The sequence below is a fragment of the Pseudomonas sp. G11 genome (assembly GCF_029457515.1).
Classification (GTDB): domain Bacteria; phylum Pseudomonadota; class Gammaproteobacteria; order Pseudomonadales; family Pseudomonadaceae; genus Aquipseudomonas; species Aquipseudomonas gorinensis.
On record NZ_CP120377.1, the window covers coordinates 777,379 to 795,887 of the forward strand.

Annotated in this window: 12 protein-coding genes; all 12 read left to right on the top strand. The window is 60.6% G+C overall.

Annotation, left to right across the window (positions count from 1 at the left end):
* The first annotated feature begins 50 nt into the window (after positions 1 to 50).
* The 12 genes from P2T68_RS03505 (at position 51) to gspE (ending at position 18,509) form a co-directional block, all read left to right on the top strand.
* Positions 51 to 1,373 (top strand): type IV pilus secretin PilQ family protein, encoded by a 1,323-nt coding sequence (locus tag P2T68_RS03505; protein WP_041160823.1) that lies wholly within the window; start codon positions 51 to 53, stop codon positions 1,371 to 1,373.
* Positions 1,374 to 1,377: 4 nt separating this feature from the next.
* Positions 1,378 to 1,896, top strand: a complete 519-nt coding sequence (gene aroK / locus P2T68_RS03510; protein WP_024072964.1) for a shikimate kinase AroK — start codon at positions 1,378 to 1,380, stop codon at positions 1,894 to 1,896.
* A gap of 125 nt (positions 1,897 to 2,021) precedes the next feature.
* A complete protein-coding gene (aroB, locus tag P2T68_RS03515) occupies positions 2,022 to 3,122 on the top strand; it encodes a 3-dehydroquinate synthase (protein WP_024072965.1) in 1,101 nt (366 codons plus the stop codon).
* Between the two features lie 10 nt (positions 3,123 to 3,132).
* Positions 3,133 to 4,689: an AAA family ATPase gene (locus P2T68_RS03520; protein ID WP_102625307.1), complete on the top strand. Its 1,557-nt coding sequence runs from the start codon at positions 3,133 to 3,135 to the stop codon at positions 4,687 to 4,689.
* A gap of 349 nt (positions 4,690 to 5,038) precedes the next feature.
* The gene (gene gltB / locus P2T68_RS03525; RefSeq protein WP_024072967.1) at positions 5,039 to 9,484 is read left to right on the top strand and encodes a glutamate synthase large subunit; all 4,446 of its coding nucleotides are present in this window, start codon (positions 5,039 to 5,041) and stop codon (positions 9,482 to 9,484) included.
* Between the two features lie 32 nt (positions 9,485 to 9,516).
* Positions 9,517 to 10,935 carry an FAD-dependent oxidoreductase gene (locus tag P2T68_RS03530; protein ID WP_024072968.1) on the top strand — a complete coding sequence of 473 codons (1,419 nt, stop codon included), beginning with the start codon at positions 9,517 to 9,519 and terminating at the stop codon, positions 10,933 to 10,935.
* A gap of 240 nt (positions 10,936 to 11,175) precedes the next feature.
* Positions 11,176 to 12,243: a uroporphyrinogen decarboxylase gene (gene hemE / locus P2T68_RS03535; RefSeq protein WP_069075057.1), complete on the top strand. Its 1,068-nt coding sequence runs from the start codon at positions 11,176 to 11,178 to the stop codon at positions 12,241 to 12,243.
* 312 nt (positions 12,244 to 12,555) lie between these two features.
* A complete protein-coding gene (gene gbpA / locus P2T68_RS03540) occupies positions 12,556 to 14,016 on the top strand; it encodes an N-acetylglucosamine-binding protein GbpA (RefSeq protein ID WP_069075056.1) in 1,461 nt (486 codons plus the stop codon).
* A gap of 7 nt (positions 14,017 to 14,023) precedes the next feature.
* Positions 14,024 to 14,644, top strand: coding sequence for a cytochrome b/b6 domain-containing protein (locus P2T68_RS03545; RefSeq protein ID WP_227496841.1), 621 nt, complete (start codon positions 14,024 to 14,026; stop codon positions 14,642 to 14,644).
* A 40-nt stretch (positions 14,645 to 14,684) separates the two neighbouring features.
* Complete coding sequence (locus P2T68_RS03550; RefSeq protein ID WP_256581035.1) at positions 14,685 to 15,158, top strand: type II secretion system protein N; 474 nt, start codon at positions 14,685 to 14,687, stop codon at positions 15,156 to 15,158.
* 4 nt (positions 15,159 to 15,162) lie between these two features.
* A complete protein-coding gene (gene gspD / locus P2T68_RS03555) occupies positions 15,163 to 17,064 on the top strand; it encodes a type II secretion system secretin GspD (RefSeq protein WP_277379063.1) in 1,902 nt (633 codons plus the stop codon).
* On the top strand, positions 17,061 to 18,509 hold the full coding sequence (gene gspE, locus P2T68_RS03560; RefSeq protein WP_168232212.1) for a type II secretion system ATPase GspE: 1,449 nt from the start codon (positions 17,061 to 17,063) through the stop codon (positions 18,507 to 18,509). The genes gspD and gspE overlap by 4 nt, the downstream gene beginning before the upstream one ends.

Here is an 18,509-nt window from a genome sequence, read left to right on the forward strand (position 1 = left end):
GGACTTTCTCGTCCTTCGGTGTGGCGCTATGGATAGCGTTCACGGCACCGATGGTTTTCGCTGTGCCCAATCGTGTGGACCTGATCCAGCTGCCGCCACCCGAAAGCGCGTCGCCGAGCTACTCCGGCGACAAGCTGAGCCTCAATTTCCAGAACATCGAGCTACGCGCGGTGCTGCAACATATCGCCGATGTGGCGGGCCTCAATCTGGTGGCCAGCGACGAAGTGCAGGGCGCGATCACCCTGCGGCTCAGGGACGTGCCCTGGGATCAAGCCCTGGACCTGGTGTTGCAAAGCAAGGGCTTGGACAAGCGCATCAAGGCCGGTGTCTTGCTGGTGGCGCCTGCCGACGAGCTGGCCGCCCGCGAACTGCTGACCCTGGAGTCGCGGCGGCAGATGGCCGAACTCGCGCCACTGCGCCGCGAACTGTTACAGGTCAACTACGCCAAGGCAGCGGACCTAGCCAAGCTGTTCCAGTCGGTGACGGGGCACGAGGGCGCGACCGATGAGCGCGGTTCGGTGGCGGTGGATGATCGCACCAATAACATCATCGCCTACCAGACCGGCGAGCGCTTGGAGGAGCTGCGGCGGATCGTGGCGCAGTTGGACATCCCGGTGCGCCAGGTGATGATCGAGGCGCGGATTGTCGAGGCCAACGTTGACTATGACAAAAGCCTGGGCGCGCGTTGGGGCGGTCGATTGAGTCACGGCAAGTGGGGCGCAGGTGGTATCAGCAAACCCTTGGCGAGCGGCGAGGAACTGCCGGATAACCCGCCCAGTTCGCCCTTTGTCGACCTGGGCGCGGTTACGGGCACCTCAGGGCTGGGCGTCGCGTTTATCACCGATAACCTGCTGCTGGACTTGGAACTGACGGCCATGGAGAAGACCGGCAATGGCGAAATCGTCTCGCAACCCAAGGTAGTGACGTCCGACAAGGAAACCGCGCGCATCCTCAAGGGCACCGAGATCCCCTACCAGGAATCCAGCTCCAGTGGCGCCACCTCGGTGTCCTTCAAGGAGGCCTCGCTGTCACTGGAGGTCACCCCGCAAATCACGCCTGACGACCGCGTGATCATGGAGGTCAAGGTCACCAAGGACGAGCCCGACTACCTGAACAAGCTCAACGACGTACCGCCGATCAAGAAAAACGAGGTGAACGCGAAGGTGCTGGTCAAGGATGGCGAGACCATCGTCATCGGCGGGGTTTTCTCGAATACCCAAAGCAAAGTGGTAGATAAAGTGCCATTTTTCGGCGATGTGCCGTATCTTGGCCGCCTTTTCCGGCGCGATGTGCTGGCGGAGAAAAAATCCGAGCTGCTGGTATTCCTGACTCCGCGTATTATGAATAACCAGGCGATTGCTGTGAGTCGTTGATTCTGTGCGAAATTTGATTCTTGTAGGACCGATGGGCGCTGGCAAAAGCACCATCGGCCGTTTGCTGGCCAAAGAGCTGCGCCTGCCATTCAAAGATTCCGACAAGGAAATTGAATTGCGCACGGGCGCCAATATCCCATGGATCTTCGATAAGGAAGGCGAGCTGGGCTTTCGCGACCGCGAGCAGGCGATGATTGCCGAGCTGTGCGGCTGCGATGGCGTGGTATTGGCGACCGGCGGTGGCGCGGTGATGCGCGAGGAAAATCGCCGGGCCCTGCATGCCGGTGGTCGGGTGGTCTATCTGCATGCGTCGGTCGAGCAGCAGGTGGGCCGCACTGCTCGCGATCGCAATCGCCCATTGCTGCGCACCGCCGACCCGGCGAAAACCTTGCGGGATCTGCTGGCGCTGCGCGATCCGTTGTATCGGGAAATCGCCGATCTGGTGGTGGAAACCGATGAGCGGCCGCCTCGTATGGTGGTACTCGACATTCTTGAGCGCCTGCAACGGTTGCCACCCCGTTAAAGCCAGGCCCGAAATGCGTTATTCTCGGCGGCGCGTTATCACCCTGCGGGGTGTGGCGTAGAGCCATCAGGTGGCGTCGGATTTCGACGTTACCGGTCGTCAAAACATCTTCAACGCGGGGACACATGCAGACACTTAAGGTCGATCTAGGCGAGCGCAGCTACCCGATCCATATTGGCGAAGGTCTGCTGGACCAGCCCGAGTTGCTCGCACCGCACATTGCCGGGCGGCAAGTGGCGATCATCTCCAACGAAACGGTCGCGCCGCTGTATCTTGAGCGTCTGAGCCGCAGCCTGGCGGCTTATTCGGTGATCTCCGTGGTATTGCCCGACGGCGAAGCCCACAAGAACTGGGAAACCCTGCAACTGATCTTCGATGGTCTGCTCACCGCACGCCATGACCGCCGCACCACCGTGGTCGCCCTCGGCGGCGGCGTGATCGGTGACATGGCCGGCTTTGCGGCCGCCTGTTACCAGCGTGGCGTGGACTTTATCCAGGTGCCCACCACCCTGTTGTCCCAGGTTGATTCGTCGGTGGGCGGCAAGACTGGCATCAACCACCCGCTGGGCAAGAACATGGTGGGTGCGTTTTATCAGCCTCAAGCCGTGCTGATCGACACCGCGACCCTCAACACATTGCCACCGCGCGAGCTGTCGGCGGGGCTGGCCGAAGTCATCAAGTACGGGCTGATCTGCGACGAACCGTTCCTGACCTGGCTGGAAGAACACGTCGACGCCCTGCGCGCCCTCGACCAGGTGGCGCTGACCGAAGCGATTTCCCGCTCCTGCGCCGCCAAGGCGTTGGTGGTGAACGCCGATGAACGGGAGTCCGGCGTACGGGCCACCTTGAACCTCGGGCACACCTTCGGCCATGCGATCGAAACCCACATGGGCTATGGTGTGTGGTTGCATGGAGAGGCCGTAGCGGCTGGCACAGTGATGGCATTGGAGATGTCGCAACGCCTGGGCTGGATCAGCGCCCAGGAGCGTGATCGCGGTATCCGCCTGTTCCAGCGCGCCGGCTTGCCGGTCATCCCGCCTACCGAGATGACCGAGGCAGACTTCCTCGAACATATGGCGATAGACAAGAAAGTGATCGACGGTCGACTGCGACTGGTGCTGTTGCGCCACATGGGTGAAGCGGTAGTGACCGACGATTATCCGAAAGAGATTTTACAGGCCACGCTGGGAGCGGATTACCGCGCCCTGGCCCAGCTTAAAGGTTAATAAGATCCCGATGACTAGTTTGCATGCCGACGAGGCGTTCCTCGGCCATTACCAGTTAAGCCACGACCCTTTTGCTCCACGGGTGCCTGGTTTCAAATTTTTCCCGGCCCAGCGCAAGCCGGTGCTCGGCCAGTTGCACCATCTCGCGCGCTACAGCCAGTTGCTGCTGGTGGTCACCGGCCCACTGGGCAGTGGCAAGACCCTGTTGCGCCAGGCGCTGGTCGCCAGTACCAACAAGCAATCGGTACAGAGCGTCGTAGTATCGGCTCGCGGTGCCGGTGATGCGGCGGGTGTACTGCGCCAGGTGGCCCAGGCTCTTGATGTGCCCACTGCCGAGCCGAACGCGATTCTCAAGCAGGTGGTGCAACTGGGCCTGACCGGCCAGGAGGTCTACCTGCTGGTGGATGACGCCGAGCAGCTTGACGAATCCGCCCTGGAAGCGCTGTTGGCGCTGGCCGCCGGTACGCCGGAAGGTCGCCCGCATGTGTTCCTGTTCGGTGAGTCGTCGCTGATCGCCGATCTGGAGCAGATCAGTGGCGAACAGGAGCTGTTCCACGTCATTGAGTTGCAGCCTTACGAAGAGGAAGAAACCCGTGAATATCTGGCCCAACGCCTTGAAGGCGCCGGGCAGGGCATCGAACTTTTCTCCGCTCAACAGATCTCTGATATTCACGAAAGCTCCGACGGCTGGCCTGGCACCATCAATCAGGTCGCCCGCGATGCAATGATCGAAGCCATGATTGCCAGCCGCTCTGCGGTCAAGCGTCCAAAGATGGGGTTCACTATGCCTAAGAAGCACGTATTGGCCATTTCCGCCGTGGTCGTGGTCGCCGTTGCCGCCGCCTGGTTGATCCCGGGCCGCAGCAAGGCACCGACGACCGCCGGCGCGCCAACCGAACAGGCGCAGTTGCCACTGGGCAAGCCCACGCCAAACGTAGAATTCGCCAACTCCGGTCAACCGACCAGCCTGCCGATGGTGGGCCAGCCGGTCATGCGCGGCCCGCTTGCCGAAGAAGCCGGTGGCATCTCCGAAGGCGACGACGGCGTGCCGGTAGAAGGCTCCAGCGCCACGCCGCCGACCGTGACCACCACCGCGCCACCTGCGGGCGTGCCAGCCGGTCAGCCGGCGGCAAAACCGACACCAGCGCCGACGGTCGCGACCGCCAAGCCTGCGCCTGTCACCAAGCCCGTCGCAGCTGCACCGGTCGCCAAGCCAGCCCCGGCGCCGGCCGCCAAGCCTGCTGAAAAACCCGTGACCGTTGCCAAGGCCGGTGCCGCCGGCAGCAGCTGGTACAGCAGCCAGCCTACCGGTAACTTCGTGGTGCAGATTCTCGGCACCAGTTCCGAAGCCAACGCCCAGGCGTTCGTGAAAGAGCAGGGCGGCGAGTACCGTTATTTCAAGAAAGTGCTCAACGGCAAGCCTCTCTACGTGATCACTTACGGCAACTTCTCCAGCCGCGCAGCAGCTGAATCCGCTATCAAGGCCTTGCCAGCGAAGGTTCAGGCTGGTAAACCTTGGCCTCGCACTGTCGCCAGCGTTCAACAAGAACTGGCAACAACTCGCTGAAGATCCGGCGGCCTTACCCAGGCCGCCCTCTCGGCACCTCAAAAAAACAACAAAGCGTGCAGCCCTGAAGGCCGCGCGCTTTGTGGTGTCTGCGTCACAGTAGCTTTTGAGTCGTAGCGGTCAGAATTAAAAAAGTTTTGACTAGCACAGCATATCGCTTTAAACCTTTCATAAATGCGACATAGATTTGCGACATTTCGTCGCTAAATTTGTGGGCGTCTGTGTCGGTGTGTACAATGACCTCCCTTTTGCCCCCGCAAAGCCGGCGTACGTTCGGCGTGGAAGGTAACCGGTTGAATTGAAAAGAAATTTGCCTCGATATAAGAGGCAGCCTGGTGAGAAAGTGTCTATGAAAGCAGGTCTGTACCAACCCGATGAATTCAAGGATAACTGCGGTTTCGGCCTGATTGCCCATATGCAGGGCGAGCCCAGTCATACCCTTTTGCAAACGGCCATCGAGGCCCTGACCTGCATGACCCACCGCGGTGGGATCAACGCCGACGGCAAGACCGGTGACGGTTGTGGCTTGCTGATTCAAAAGCCCGACCTGTTCCTGCGCGCCGTCGCCAAACAGCATTTCGCTGTCGACCTGCCCAAGCAGTACGCCGTGGGCATGGTGTTTTTCAACCAGGACCCGGTCAAAGCCGAAGCCGCTCGCGAGAACATGAACCGCGAAATCCTGGCTGCCGGCCTGCAACTCGTCGGCTGGCGCAAAGTGCCGATCGACACCAGCGTGCTCGGCCGCCTGGCCTTGGAGCGCCTGCCGCAGATCGAACAAGTGTTTATCGCGGGCGATGGCCTGAGCGACCAGGACATGGCGATCAAGCTGTTCACGTCCCGTCGTCGTTCGTCCGTGGCCAACGCTGCCGACACCGATCACTACATCTGCAGCTTTTCCCACAAGACCATCATTTATAAAGGCCTGATGATGCCGGCGGACCTCACCGCCTTCTATCCAGACCTGAGCGATGAGCGCCTGCAAACCGCAATCTGCGTGTTCCACCAGCGCTTCTCCACCAACACCCTGCCGAAATGGCCGCTGGCCCAGCCATTCCGCTTCCTCGCCCACAACGGCGAGATCAACACCATCACTGGCAACCGTAACTGGGCCGTGGCCCGTCGCACCAAGTTCGCCAACGATTTGATGGACCTCGAAGAGCTCGGCCCGCTGGTCAACCGCGTCGGTTCCGACTCCTCCAGCATGGACAACATGCTCGAGCTGATGGTCACCGGCGGCATCGACCTGTTCCGTGGCGTGCGCATGATCATTCCGCCTGCGTGGCAGAACGTCGAGACCATGGACCCCGACCTGCGGGCGTTCTATGAATACAACTCGATGCACATGGAACCCTGGGACGGCCCGGCCGGCGTGGTGATGACCGACGGCCGCTACGCGGTGTGCCTGCTCGACCGTAACGGCCTGCGCCCGGCGCGTTGGGTGACCACCACCAACGGTTTCATCACCCTGGCGTCGGAAATCGGCGTGTGGAACTACCAGCCGCAAGACGTGATCGCCAAAGGCCGCGTCGGCCCTGGCCAGATCCTGGCCGTGGACACCGAAACCGGGCAGATCCTCGACACCGATGCGATCGACAACCGCCTGAAGTCCCGTCACCCCTACAAGCAATGGCTGCGCAAGAATGCCCTGCGCATCCAGGCGACCATGGAAGACAACGACCACGGTTCGGCGTTCTACGACATCGACCAGCTCAAGCAGTACATGAAGATGTACCAGGTCACGTTCGAAGAGCGCGACCAGGTGCTGCGCCCGCTTGGCGAGCAAGGCTACGAAGCCGTCGGCTCCATGGGTGACGACACGCCGATGGCCGTGCTGTCCCAGCGTGTGCGCACGCCGTACGACTATTTCCGCCAGCAGTTCGCCCAGGTGACCAACCCACCGATCGACCCGCTGCGCGAAGCCATCGTGATGTCCCTGGAAGTCTGCCTCGGTGCCGAGCGCAACATCTTCCAGGAGTCGCCTGAGCACGCCTCCCGCGTGATCCTCAGCTCGCCGGTCATTTCCCCGGCCAAGTGGCGTTCGTTGATGACCCTGGAGCGTCCGGGCTTCGACCGCCAGATCATCGACCTGAACTACGACGAGAGCCTCGGCCTTGAAGCCGCTGTGCGCAACGTCGCCGACCAGGCCGAAGAGGCTGTGCGCGCCGGGCGTACCCAGATCGTGCTGACCGACCGCCATATCGCGCCGGGCAAGTTGCCGATCCACGCCTCCCTGGCCACTGGTGCAGTACACCATCGCCTGACCGAAAAAGGCCTGCGCTGCGACTCCAACATCCTCGTGGAAACCGCCACCGCCCGTGACCCGCACCACTTTGCGGTGTTGATCGGCTTCGGCGCCTCGGCGGTGTACCCGTTCCTTGCTTATGAAGTGTTGGGTGACCTGATCCGTACCGGTGAAGTACTGGGCGACCTCTATGAGGTGTTCAAGAACTACCGCAAGGGCATCACCAAGGGCCTGTTGAAGATCCTGTCGAAGATGGGCATCTCCACCGTCACCTCGTACCGCGGTGCTCAATTGTTCGAAGCGATCGGCCTGTCCGAAGAAGTCTGCGAGCTGAGCTTCCGTGGCGTGCCGAGCCGCATCAAGGGTGCGCGTTTCGTCGATATCGAAGCCGAACAGAAAGCCCTGGCCGCCGAAGCCTGGAGCGCGCGCAAGCCGATCCAGCAAGGTGGCCTGCTCAAGTTCGTCCACGGTGGCGAATACCACGCCTACAACCCGGACGTGGTCAGCACCCTGCAAGCCGCCGTGCAGCAGGGCGACTACGCCAAGTTCAAGGAATACACCGCGCTGGTGGATAACCGCCCGGTGTCGATGATCCGCGACCTGTTCAAGGTCAAGACCCTGGACACGCCGCTGGCCATCAGCGACATCGAACCGCTGGAATCGATCCTCAAGCGCTTCGACTCCGCCGGTATCTCCCTGGGCGCCTTGTCGCCTGAGGCCCATGAAGCCCTGGCCGAAGCCATGAACCGCCTGGGTGCGCGTTCCAACTCCGGTGAAGGCGGTGAAGACCCGGCGCGCTACGGCACCATCAAGAGCTCGAAAATCAAGCAAGTGGCGACGGGCCGTTTCGGGGTGACCCCGGAGTACCTGGTCAACGCCGAAGTGCTGCAGATCAAGGTTGCCCAAGGCGCCAAGCCCGGCGAAGGCGGCCAGCTGCCAGGCGGCAAGGTCAACGGTTTGATCGCCAAGCTGCGTTACGCAGTGCCGGGCGTGACCCTGATTTCGCCGCCGCCGCACCACGACATCTACTCGATTGAAGACTTGTCGCAGCTGATTTTCGACCTCAAACAAGTCAACCCGCAGGCGCTGGTCTCGGTGAAACTGGTAGCAGAAGCGGGCGTCGGTACCATCGCCGCTGGCGTGGCCAAGGCCTATGCCGACCTGATCACCATCTCCGGCTACGACGGCGGCACCGGTGCTTCACCGCTGACCTCCATCAAGTACGCCGGTGCGCCGTGGGAACTGGGCCTGGCTGAAACCCACCAGACCCTGCGCGGCAACGACCTGCGTGGCAAAGTGCGCGTGCAGACCGACGGCGGCCTGAAAACCGGCCTCGACGTGATCAAGGCCGCGATCCTCGGCGCCGAAAGCTTCGGCTTCGGCACCGCGCCAATGATCGCCCTGGGCTGCAAATACCTGCGCATCTGCCACCTGAACAACTGCGCCACCGGCGTCGCCACTCAGAACGAGAAGCTGCGCAAGGATCACTACATCGGCACCGTCGACATGGTGGTGAATTTCTTCACCTACGTCGCCGAAGAAACCCGTGAGTGGCTGGCCAAGCTGGGCGTGCGCTCCCTCGAAGAGCTGATCGGTCGTACCGATCTGCTGGACGTCCTCGAAGGCCAGACCGCCAAGCAACAGCACCTGGACCTGACGCCACTGTTGGGCAGCGATCACATCCCGGCAGACAAGCCTCAATTCTGCCAGGTGGACCGCAACCCACCGTTCGACAAGGGCCTGCTGGCCGAGAAGATGGTCGAGATGGCTGCTTCCTCGATCAACGATGCCAGCGGTGGCGAATTCGCTTTGGATATCTGCAACTGCGACCGTTCCATCGGCGCCCGCATCTCCGGCGAAATCGCGCGCAAGCACGGCAACCAAGGCATGGCGAAAGCGCCGATCACCTTCCGCTTCAAGGGCACTGCGGGCCAGAGCTTTGGCGTGTGGAACGCCGGTGGCCTGCACATGTACCTGGAAGGTGACGCCAACGACTACGTGGGCAAGGGCATGACCGGCGGCAAGCTGGTCATCGTTCCGCCCAAAGGCAGCGTCTACAAGACCCAGGACAGTGCCATCATCGGCAACACCTGCTTGTATGGCGCCACGGGCGGCAAGCTGTTCGCCGCCGGTACGGCCGGTGAGCGTTTCGCCGTGCGTAACTCCGGTGCCCACACCGTGGTGGAAGGCACTGGCGATCACTGCTGCGAGTACATGACCGGGGGCTTTGTCGCGGTACTGGGCAAGACCGGCTACAACTTCGGTTCGGGCATGACCGGCGGTTTCGCCTACGTGCTGGACCAGGACAACACCTTCGTCGACCGGGTCAACCACGAGTTGGTCGAGATCCAGCGGATCAGCGGCGAAGCGATGGAATCCTACCGTAACCACTTGCAGCACGTGCTGGACGAGTACGTCGAGGAAACCGGCAGCGAATGGGGTCGTAACCTCGCCGAGAACCTCGATGATTACCTGCGTCGTTTCTGGCTGGTCAAGCCCAAGGCTGCCAACCTGAAATCGTTGCTTTCCAGCATCCGTGCCAACCCGCAGTGATATGCGCCTGAAGAGTTTGATGAGGTTTTAACATGGCTGAACGTCTGAATAACGACTTCCAGTTCATCGATGTCGGGCGCAAAGATCCGAAGAAGAAACTGTTGCGTCAACGCAAGAAAGAGTTCGTGGAAATCTACGAACCCTTCAAACCCCAGCAGTCGGCCGACCAGGCCCACCGCTGCCTGGGTTGCGGTAACCCGTATTGCGAATGGAAGTGCCCGGTGCACAACTTCATTCCCAACTGGCTCAAGCTGGTGGCCGAGGGCAACATCCTCGCCGCCGCCGAGCTGTCGCACCAGACCAACACCTTGCCGGAAGTCTGCGGCCGGGTGTGCCCGCAAGACCGTCTGTGCGAGGGTGCCTGCACCCTTAACGACGGCTTCGGCGCGGTGACCATCGGTTCGGTGGAGAAGTACATCACCGACACCGCGTTCGCCATGGGCTGGCGTCCGGACATGTCCAAGGTCAAACCGACGGGCAAGCGCGTGGCGATCATCGGTGCGGGCCCGGCGGGCCTGGGCTGCGCCGACGTGCTGGTGCGTGGCGGCGTGACCCCGGTGGTGTTCGACAAGAACCCGGAAATCGGCGGCCTGCTGACCTTCGGTATCCCCGAGTTCAAGCTGGAAAAAACCGTACTGAGCAACCGTCGTGAAGTGTTCACCGGCATGGGCATCGAGTTCCGCCTGAACACCGAAATCGGTAAAGACGTGACCATGGAGCAACTGCTCGCCGAATACGATGCCGTGTTCATGGGCATGGGCACCTACACCTACATGAAGGGCGGCTTTGCCGGTGAGGACCTGCCGGGCGTGTATGACGCCTTGGATTTCCTGATCGCCAACGTCAACCGTAACCTGGGCTTTGAAAAGTCGCCGGAAGATTTCGTCGACATGAAGGGCAAGAAGGTCGTGGTGCTGGGTGGTGGTGACACCGCGATGGACTGCAACCGCACCTCGATTCGCCAGGGCGCCAAGTCGGTGACCTGTGCCTACCGTCGTGACGAAGCCAACATGCCTGGCTCGCGCAAAGAGGTGAAGAACGCCAAGGAAGAAGGCGTGAAATTCCTCTACAACCGCCAGCCGATCGCCATCGTGGGTGAAGACCGTGTCGAAGGCGTGAAGGTGGTCGAGACCCGTCTCGGCGAACCGGACGCCCGTGGCCGTCGCAGCCCCGAGCCGATCCCGGGCTCCGAAGAGATCATCCCGGCCGACGCCGTGGTCATTGCGTTCGGCTTCCGCCCAAGCCCGGCCCCCTGGTTCGAGCAGTTCGAAATCCAGACCGACAGCCAGGGCCGTGTCGTCGCCCCGGAACAAGGCCAGTACAAGCACCAGACCAGCAACCCGAAAATCTTCGCCGGTGGCGATATGGTGCGCGGCTCTGACCTGGTGGTAACCGCGATCTTCGAAGGCCGTAACGCCGCCGAAGGGATCCTGGACTACCTGAACGTCTAACCCATTTCAGGCTGAAATGCGGTCAAAAATGTGGGAGGGGGCTTGCCCCCGATAGCGGTGGTTCAGTTACAGATACTGAGACTGACACACTGCAATCGGGGCAAGCCCCCTCCCACATTTGATTTGCGCAGGTTCAAGAGATTGTCGTAAATCAACCCGATAGATAAAAGGCACGCCTCATCCCGTGCCTTTTGCGTCGCGCTCTGAGAAAATGCCCGCACTTTTTTTGCGGATGCCGACATGACTGCCCTCAAGAACGACCGTTTCCTTCGTGCCCTGCTCAAGCAACCTGTAGACGTGACCCCTGTGTGGATGATGCGTCAAGCCGGTCGCTACCTGCCGGAATACCGCGCCAGCCGCGCCCACGCCGGTGACTTCATGAGCCTGTGCATGAACCCGGAGTTCGCCTGCGAAGTCACGATGCAGCCGCTGGACCGCTACCCGCAACTGGACGCGGCCATCCTGTTCTCCGATATCCTCACCATCCCCGACGCCATGGGCCAAGGCCTGTACTTTGAAACCGGCGAAGGCCCGCGTTTCAAGAAAGTCATCAGTACCCTGGCCGATATCGAAGCCCTGCCGATTCCCGATCCCCACAAAGACCTCGGCTATGTGATGGACGCCGTCAGCACCATCCGCCGTGAGCTCAATGGCCGCGTGCCGCTGATCGGCTTCTCCGGCAGCCCCTGGACCCTGGCTACCTACATGGTCGAAGGCGGCTCGTCGAAAGACTTCCGCAAGACCAAGGCCATGCTCTACGACAACCCGCAGGCCATGCACCTGCTGCTGGACAAGCTGGCGCAGTCGGTCACTTCTTACCTCAATGGCCAGATCATGGCCGGCGCCCAAGCGGTACAGATCTTCGATACCTGGGGTGGCAACCTGTCGGCGGCGGCGTACCAGGAATTTTCCCTGGCCTACATGCGCAAGATCGTCAGCGGTCTGATCCGTGAACACGAAGGCCGTAAAGTGCCGGTGATCCTGTTCACCAAGGGCGGCGGCCTGTGGCTGGAAAGCATCGCCGACGCCGGCGCCGATGCACTGGGCCTGGATTGGACCTGCGACATCGGCGAAGCCCGCCGTCGTGTCGGTGGTAAGGTCGCGCTGCAAGGCAACATGGACCCGACCGTGCTCTACGCCAAGCCGGAAGCGATCCGCAGCGAAGTCGGCCGCATCCTGGCCAGCTACGGCAAAGGCACCGGGCATGTGTTCAACCTCGGCCATGGCATCACTCCGGAAGTGAACCCGGACCATGCCGGCGCGTTCCTGCAAGCCGTGCACGAGTTGTCCGCGCAATACCATCAGTAATACTCCCGTCAGAACTTCATCACCCTCTTCCTCGAAGAGGGTGATGCTTGTCGTTTAAGTAAATAATAAGAAATTTCCTGTTGCGACTTTCTATCGTAGGGATACTTCAGTGTTTTTGTAGGAGTATTCTTTTTGGGCGGTGGTCATTAGTCGAAGCTTGTTTTTTTAATCGTGATAATTCAACTTGTCCTACATTAATTTTTTTTAACGCCCGTAAAATCCATCTCGCTCGTTTTGCAGTAGCCGTAGAAAAACGTCTTCCATATTGCAAAGTATGGGTTTTTATTGGGTTGTGTGTTAGGGCTGGATTGTATGATTAAAAAAGATATTTCCCGTTGGGGCGGTGTTTCGTCGTTGGCATTGTTAAGTGCCTTGTTATTACCCTCCCAAAGTGCACAGGCGCATGGTTATTTGAATGATCCACCGTCACGCGCCTTTCAATGTCAGAAAGGTCTGAATAAAGACTGTGGTGGTGCACAGTACGAGCCTCAAAGTGTCGGTGAAACCTTCAAGGGGTTTCCTGCTGGCGTCGGCGGTAAACCGATGCAGGGGCCGGTAGACGGTAAGATCGCCAGTGGTGGCATCGGCCTGTTCTCGGCTATGGATGCGCAGTCGGCCACTCGCTGGCACAAGACTGAAATCAAAGACCGAAATATCACGTTCGACTGGAAGTACACGGCGGCTCACCCGGCCACCAAGCACGAGTACTTCATCACCCGCAACGGATGGAACCCCAATGAGCCGCTCAAGCGTGCATCGTTTGACGGTACGCCGTTCTGTGTCGTGGAGGGTGGCAATGTACTGCCGGTCAGCGGCGAAAAACATGCGTGTGTGATCCCTCAAGACAAGACGGGCTCTCATGTGCTCCTCGGTATCTGGACCGTCGGTGATACCGATGCGGCGTTCTACAACGTCGTCGACGTGGACATCCTGGCCGAACCCGAATTACCGGGCGGTTGGAGCGCCGTCGGTAGCATCACGCCATCCGCCACGTTGCTGGTGGGCGACAAGGTCAAGGCTCGTGCCTTCACCGCCATGGGCGAAAGCGCGGCGTACACCGTCGAAATCTCGATAGACAATGCCGAAGAGGGCCAACCGCAGAATTGGGCGTTCAAACTGGCTGAAAAGATCAACCAGACCCAGACCCTGATTCAAGCGGGCATTCGCGATGAGCAGGGCGGTATAGCGCCGGTCAAAGGCAAGAACAATCTGTTCGCTCAGAAAGACAGCGGCGTGATTCGTTATGAGCTGGCGATGGACGTCAAGGAAGATACCGAGGCACGCATGGCGCTGTCGGCGTTCGCCGAAGAGTACGTTTTGGATAAGGGCCGCGCGAAGGTTCGCTTCGCCATGATCGCCAACCGCGATATGAATGTCGAAGCGACGCTGTTCAATGCCAGCAACAAGCCGGTGGGTACCGTCAAAGCGCTTGCGCAAGGCACCAGTAACTGGCTTGAAATGGATGTTCGCAGCGAGCCAGGGCTTCACCACATGACCTTGCTGGGCACCACCACAGATGGTCGTACCACTCGCCAGGATACCCAGGCCGTCAACCTGACGGGTGAAGGGGGCGCGAAGGACTATCACTTCGTGTTCCCTGAAGGTCTGGCCAGTTACGAAGCAGGCACTCGCGTGTTGCATCCGCAAACCGGCGAAGTGTATGAGTGCAAGCCGTTTCCGAGTTCGGGCTACTGCAAACAGTACCTGCCAACCGCCAATGGCTTTGAGCCGGGTGTAGGCCATCATTGGCAGACCGCCTGGGACCAGCTCTGATCGTTCGTTGACGAAGTCCCAGGCAGGCGCGTTCGAGCCTGCCTGGGCATTTCTATCGTGCAGTTATTCTTTTCTGGATGTGGATTTTCAATTGACGACGTATATGCGCTATTCGGTCGGCCAGATTTGGCTTCATTGGATTTCGGCCGTGGTTATTTTGTGGACCTTATTCTCAGGCTTTTATGTCGCGTTTATTGATGTGGCGATGGAAACCAAGAATTGGGTGGGGTTTATAAACGTTTCGTTGACTGCTCTATATATTCCAATCTTTATTCTCAGAGTCTATTTTTCTTTTTTTCATGGTTTTTTAGCGTATGGCAGAAAGCGCTGCGCGGCCGAGTATGTGGCATTAGTTGTTCATAAAGCCATTTATCTGGTGTTGGGCATTGTGCTCGTGACGGGAGTCCTGATGATGGACCGCCCGATCAACATATTTGACGTCCTGTTGATTGCACAACTGCTGACTGATCCGACGGCCATTGAGTGGTTCACGCAGATCCATATTCAAGCCTGTGTGGTGCTCGCGGTGCTGGTTGCCCTGCATGTGGGAGCTGTTTTCAAGCATGAGATGAGCGGTCGCCCGGTTCTGAAGAATATGTCTTTTTCCCAAGAAACGATCCGCCAGTGAACGCGCCATGAAGACGGCTGGCTGGCGGGTGCTCGTCTTGATGCTGCCCTTGGGTTATGGGCTGATGTTGGCGTGGCAGGAGTGGCAGTTTCGTCAGGCGCGGATGCCGGCAGCGCAGGCGCTGCCTGTTCCGTCGGCCATGCCCCAGCCGACCGTCGCTCTCGATACCCTGGCCGTCGCGTCGGTGCTCGGCTTGAGCGCGCAGGGCGGTGCCTTGAGCAGCGCTGAACCACTGACATTGCGAGCCACTGTGGTTGCCAGCGACAGCGAGTCACGTGCCTTGCTGGCCGGGCCCGACAGTGAGCGGTTTTACCGCGCCGGCGAGCGCTTGCCGGGAGGTAGCCTGCTGCGTCGCATCGAGCCTGCACAGGTGGTGTTGTGGCGTCAGGGGCGCGAGGAGTTGCTCAGGCTCCATCCGGCGAGCGGGGGCTTTCTGCAGCCCGCCCACGCGCAACGTAAAGCGACGGCGGCCCTTCATCTACGGCCCATGGTCGAACAACCGAGGAGTGAGTAGTCCCATGAACCGCATCATCGGACAGCGCGCTCTGACCGGCGTATTTGGCACGTTCGTGTTGGGCGCGTTGTTACACGTTGGGCCGTCGTCGGCGGCTGAGCAGCGTTGGCAGTTGACGATGAATAACGCTGAGTTGCGTGATGTTGTTGAGGAAATGTCGACCATCCTCGACACCACCGTCATCCTCGACCCCAAGGTACAAGGACGCATCACCGTCATGTCCAGGCAGGCCCTGAACCGTGAAGGCGTGCGCCAGCTGTTTTATAGCGTGCTGGATGCCCATGACTTCAGCGTGATCGATCAAGGCGACCAGATCCTCATCGTACCGGTGGCCCAGGCTAAATCGCTGGCCGGTACGGCGGACCCGCACTCATCGCCCCCGCAGCAGTTTGTCACTCAGGTCATTGCGTTAGGCGCCAGCAATGCGGCGGATCTGGCTGGGCTGGTGCGACCGTTGATTTCGCCCAATGGCTATGTCGGCCCTTCGGTATCGGCCAATGCCTTGGTGATTACCGACACCGCGAGCAACGTCCGTCGCATCGGTGAGGTCGTCAGGCAACTGGATTCCGGAGCGAAAAATGCCTATGAGCTGGTGGACTTGCGCCATGGGGTGGCGGTGGATATCGCCCGGTTGATGGAAGCGTCCCTCGGTAAGCAGAGTGCCGACGGTGCCATTCAGGTCTTGGCCGACTCGCGCAGCAACCGGTTGGTCATTGTCGGTACGGCGCAGGTTCGTCAGCGCCTCGTGCAACTGGCCCGTAGCCTGGACACGGTCACCCCTGCGCGGCTGGACAATGCCCGCGTCATACGCCTGCGCTACAGCGATGCCAAGCAATTGGCCGAAGTGCTAGACACCATGGGCCAGAGCATGAAAACGCCACTGGCGAGCTCGGGCCTGAAAGAAACGGCCGCTGCCGCAGCGTTCATGGTACGGGCCGATGAAAGCCAGAACGCCCTGGTGATCGTGGCGCAGACGGCCCAGCTCGCGACCCTCGAAGGCATTGTGCGTGAGTTGGATCGGCCGCGGGCTCAAGTACTGATTCATGCCGCCATCGTTGAGGTCACCGGTGATATCAGCGAGGCCCTGGGTGTGCAATGGGCGCTGAACAGCAGTGATGCCAAGGGGCTTATCAACTTCCCCGGCACAGGCATTCCGATCCTCGGTGCCCTTAAGTTCGATGAAAGCACGGTTGCCCCGGAGGGCGGCGTGCTTAAGCTGGGCGGTGATCGTTTCGGTGCATTGGTGTCCGCCCTGGCCGGCAACTCGCGCAGCAACCTGCTATCGACGCCAAGCCTGCTGACGCTGGACAACCAGGAAGCCGAAATCATTGTGGGTCAGAACGTGCCGTTCAAGACTGGCTCCTACGCTACCAACGGCAGTGGCGCGGATAACCCGTTCACCACGGTGGAGCGCAAGGACGTCGGGATCAGCCTCAAGATCAAGCCCTATATCAACGAAGGTTCGACCCTGCGCCTGGAGGTCGAACAGGAGGTCTCCGACATTGCGCCGGCGGTGTCCGGTGTCGACTCGTCGGACCTGATCACCAATAAGCGTGCATTGAAAAGTACGATCCTGGCCGACGATGGCGAAATCATCGTGATCGGCGGACTGATCAAAGACAGCGTGCGTACCCAGAAAAGCGGCGTGCCACTGTTGCGTGATATTCCCTACCTTGGGGCGCTTTTTCGCTGGAGCCGCGACACCCAGACCAAGAGCAACCTGATGGTGTTCCTGCGCCCGACCATTGTGCGTAGCGGTCAGGATCTCTCCGGGATCAGCCGGCAGCGTTACCAGGACCTGCGCCAGCACAGCCTGCCGAACGCCCGCCCGGAGCACTCGCTGCAACTGCCCGATAGTGCGTCGCAGCTGTTCGACCTGGGTCAGCCTGCGCGGGAGGTTCCATGAAACCCCTGCCGTTCGGTTTCGCCCGACGTTTTGGTGTACTGCTCGACGATGGGCACCTGATCGTTCGCTGTGATACGTCGTTGAGCGCCATTGCCGAAGCGCGGCGCCTGACCGATCACGAGCTGCCGCTGCGGATGCTGACAGTCGAGGACTTCGCCACACGCCTGGCGGTGGTCTACAGCGAAGGCCAAAGCGCCGCCGAACAGGTTGCCCAAGGCTTGGATGATGAGTTGGATCTGCTCAGCCTGGTGGACCAGGTGCCGCAGACCGCCGACCTGTTGGAGCAGCAAGGCGATGCGCCGATCATACGTCTGATCAACGCACTGCTCAGTGAAGCGGTGCGGGAAAAGGCCTCGGATGTGCACCTTGAAACCTTCGAACACACACTGACCGTTCGCATGCGGGTGGATGGTCAACTGCGCGAAATGCTGCGGCCACGGCGTGAGCTGGCAACGCTGCTGGTGTCGCGAATCAAGGTCATGGCGCAGCTGGACATCGCTGAAAAACGCGTCCCCCAGGATGGCCGCATGGCGTTGCGCCTGGCGGGCCACGAAGTGGACGTACGGGTCTCCACGCTGCCCTCGGCCCATGGCGAGCGGGTCGTGTTGCGCCTGCTCGACAAGCATGCCGGGCGCCTGCAATTGGTGCGATTGGGCATGGCTGAAGAAACCCTGGACGGCCTGCTGCAATTACTGGGCAGGCCCCATGGCATTTTACTGGTGACCGGCCCCACCGGCTCCGGCAAGACCACCAGTTTGTATGCGGCGCTGACCCACCTCAATGACCAGACCCGCAATATTCTCACGGTCGAAGACCCGATCGAATATCACCTGCCGGGCATCGGCCAGACACCGGTCAACCCCAAGGTCGAGATGACATTTGCCCGTGGGCTGCGCGCGATCCTTCGCCAGGACCCGGACGTGGTGATGGTCGGCGAGATTCGTGACAGTGAAACCGCCGAGATCGCCGTTCAGGCGTCACTCACCGGGCATTTGGTGTTGTCGACACTGCACACCAACAGTGCCATCGGTGCCGTTACCCGGTTGGTGGACATGGGGGTCGATGCCTATCTGCTCGCATCGTCGTTGGTGGGCGTGCTGGCGCAGCGTTTGGTGCGCAAGCTTTGCCCCGCCTGCAAGGCCCCCGCAGCGGCGGACGCCGACGTATGCCGGCGGTTGGGGTTAGACCTCGACCAAGTGCCTCGGGTGTTCAAGGCCACCGGTTGCGAACAGTGTCGCCAAGGTTATCGCGGGCGGATCGGTATCTACGAATTGGTCAGCCTCACGCCCACGCTCTGCGCGCTGATTCATCAGGGCGCCAGTGAACAGCAACTGCTGGCTGAAGCGCGGCGTGCCTCGCCCAGCCTGTTCGAGGATGGGCGCCGTCGGGTGCTCGAAGGGCTCACCAGCATGGATGAGCTGTTGCGGGTTACCCAGGAGGACTAG

Excerpts from the sequence above, each read along its gene's own strand:
- P2T68_RS03505 (WP_041160823.1), top strand. The coding sequence starts at position 51 with ATGGTTTTCGCTGTGCCCAATCGTGTGGACCTGATCCAGCTGCCGCCA.
- aroB (WP_024072965.1), top strand. The coding sequence starts at position 2,022 with ATGCAGACACTTAAGGTCGATCTAGGCGAGCGCAGCTACCCGATCCAT.
- P2T68_RS03520 (WP_102625307.1), top strand. The coding sequence starts at position 3,133 with ATGACTAGTTTGCATGCCGACGAGGCGTTCCTCGGCCATTACCAGTTA.
- gltB (WP_024072967.1), top strand. The coding sequence starts at position 5,039 with ATGAAAGCAGGTCTGTACCAACCCGATGAATTCAAGGATAACTGCGGT.
- P2T68_RS03530 (WP_024072968.1), top strand. The coding sequence starts at position 9,517 with ATGGCTGAACGTCTGAATAACGACTTCCAGTTCATCGATGTCGGGCGC.
- hemE (WP_069075057.1), top strand. The coding sequence starts at position 11,176 with ATGACTGCCCTCAAGAACGACCGTTTCCTTCGTGCCCTGCTCAAGCAA.
- gbpA (WP_069075056.1), top strand. The coding sequence starts at position 12,556 with ATGATTAAAAAAGATATTTCCCGTTGGGGCGGTGTTTCGTCGTTGGCA.
- P2T68_RS03550 (WP_256581035.1), top strand. The coding sequence starts at position 14,685 with ATGCTGCCCTTGGGTTATGGGCTGATGTTGGCGTGGCAGGAGTGGCAG.
- gspD (WP_277379063.1), top strand. The coding sequence starts at position 15,163 with ATGAACCGCATCATCGGACAGCGCGCTCTGACCGGCGTATTTGGCACG.
- gspE (WP_168232212.1), top strand. The coding sequence starts at position 17,061 with ATGAAACCCCTGCCGTTCGGTTTCGCCCGACGTTTTGGTGTACTGCTC.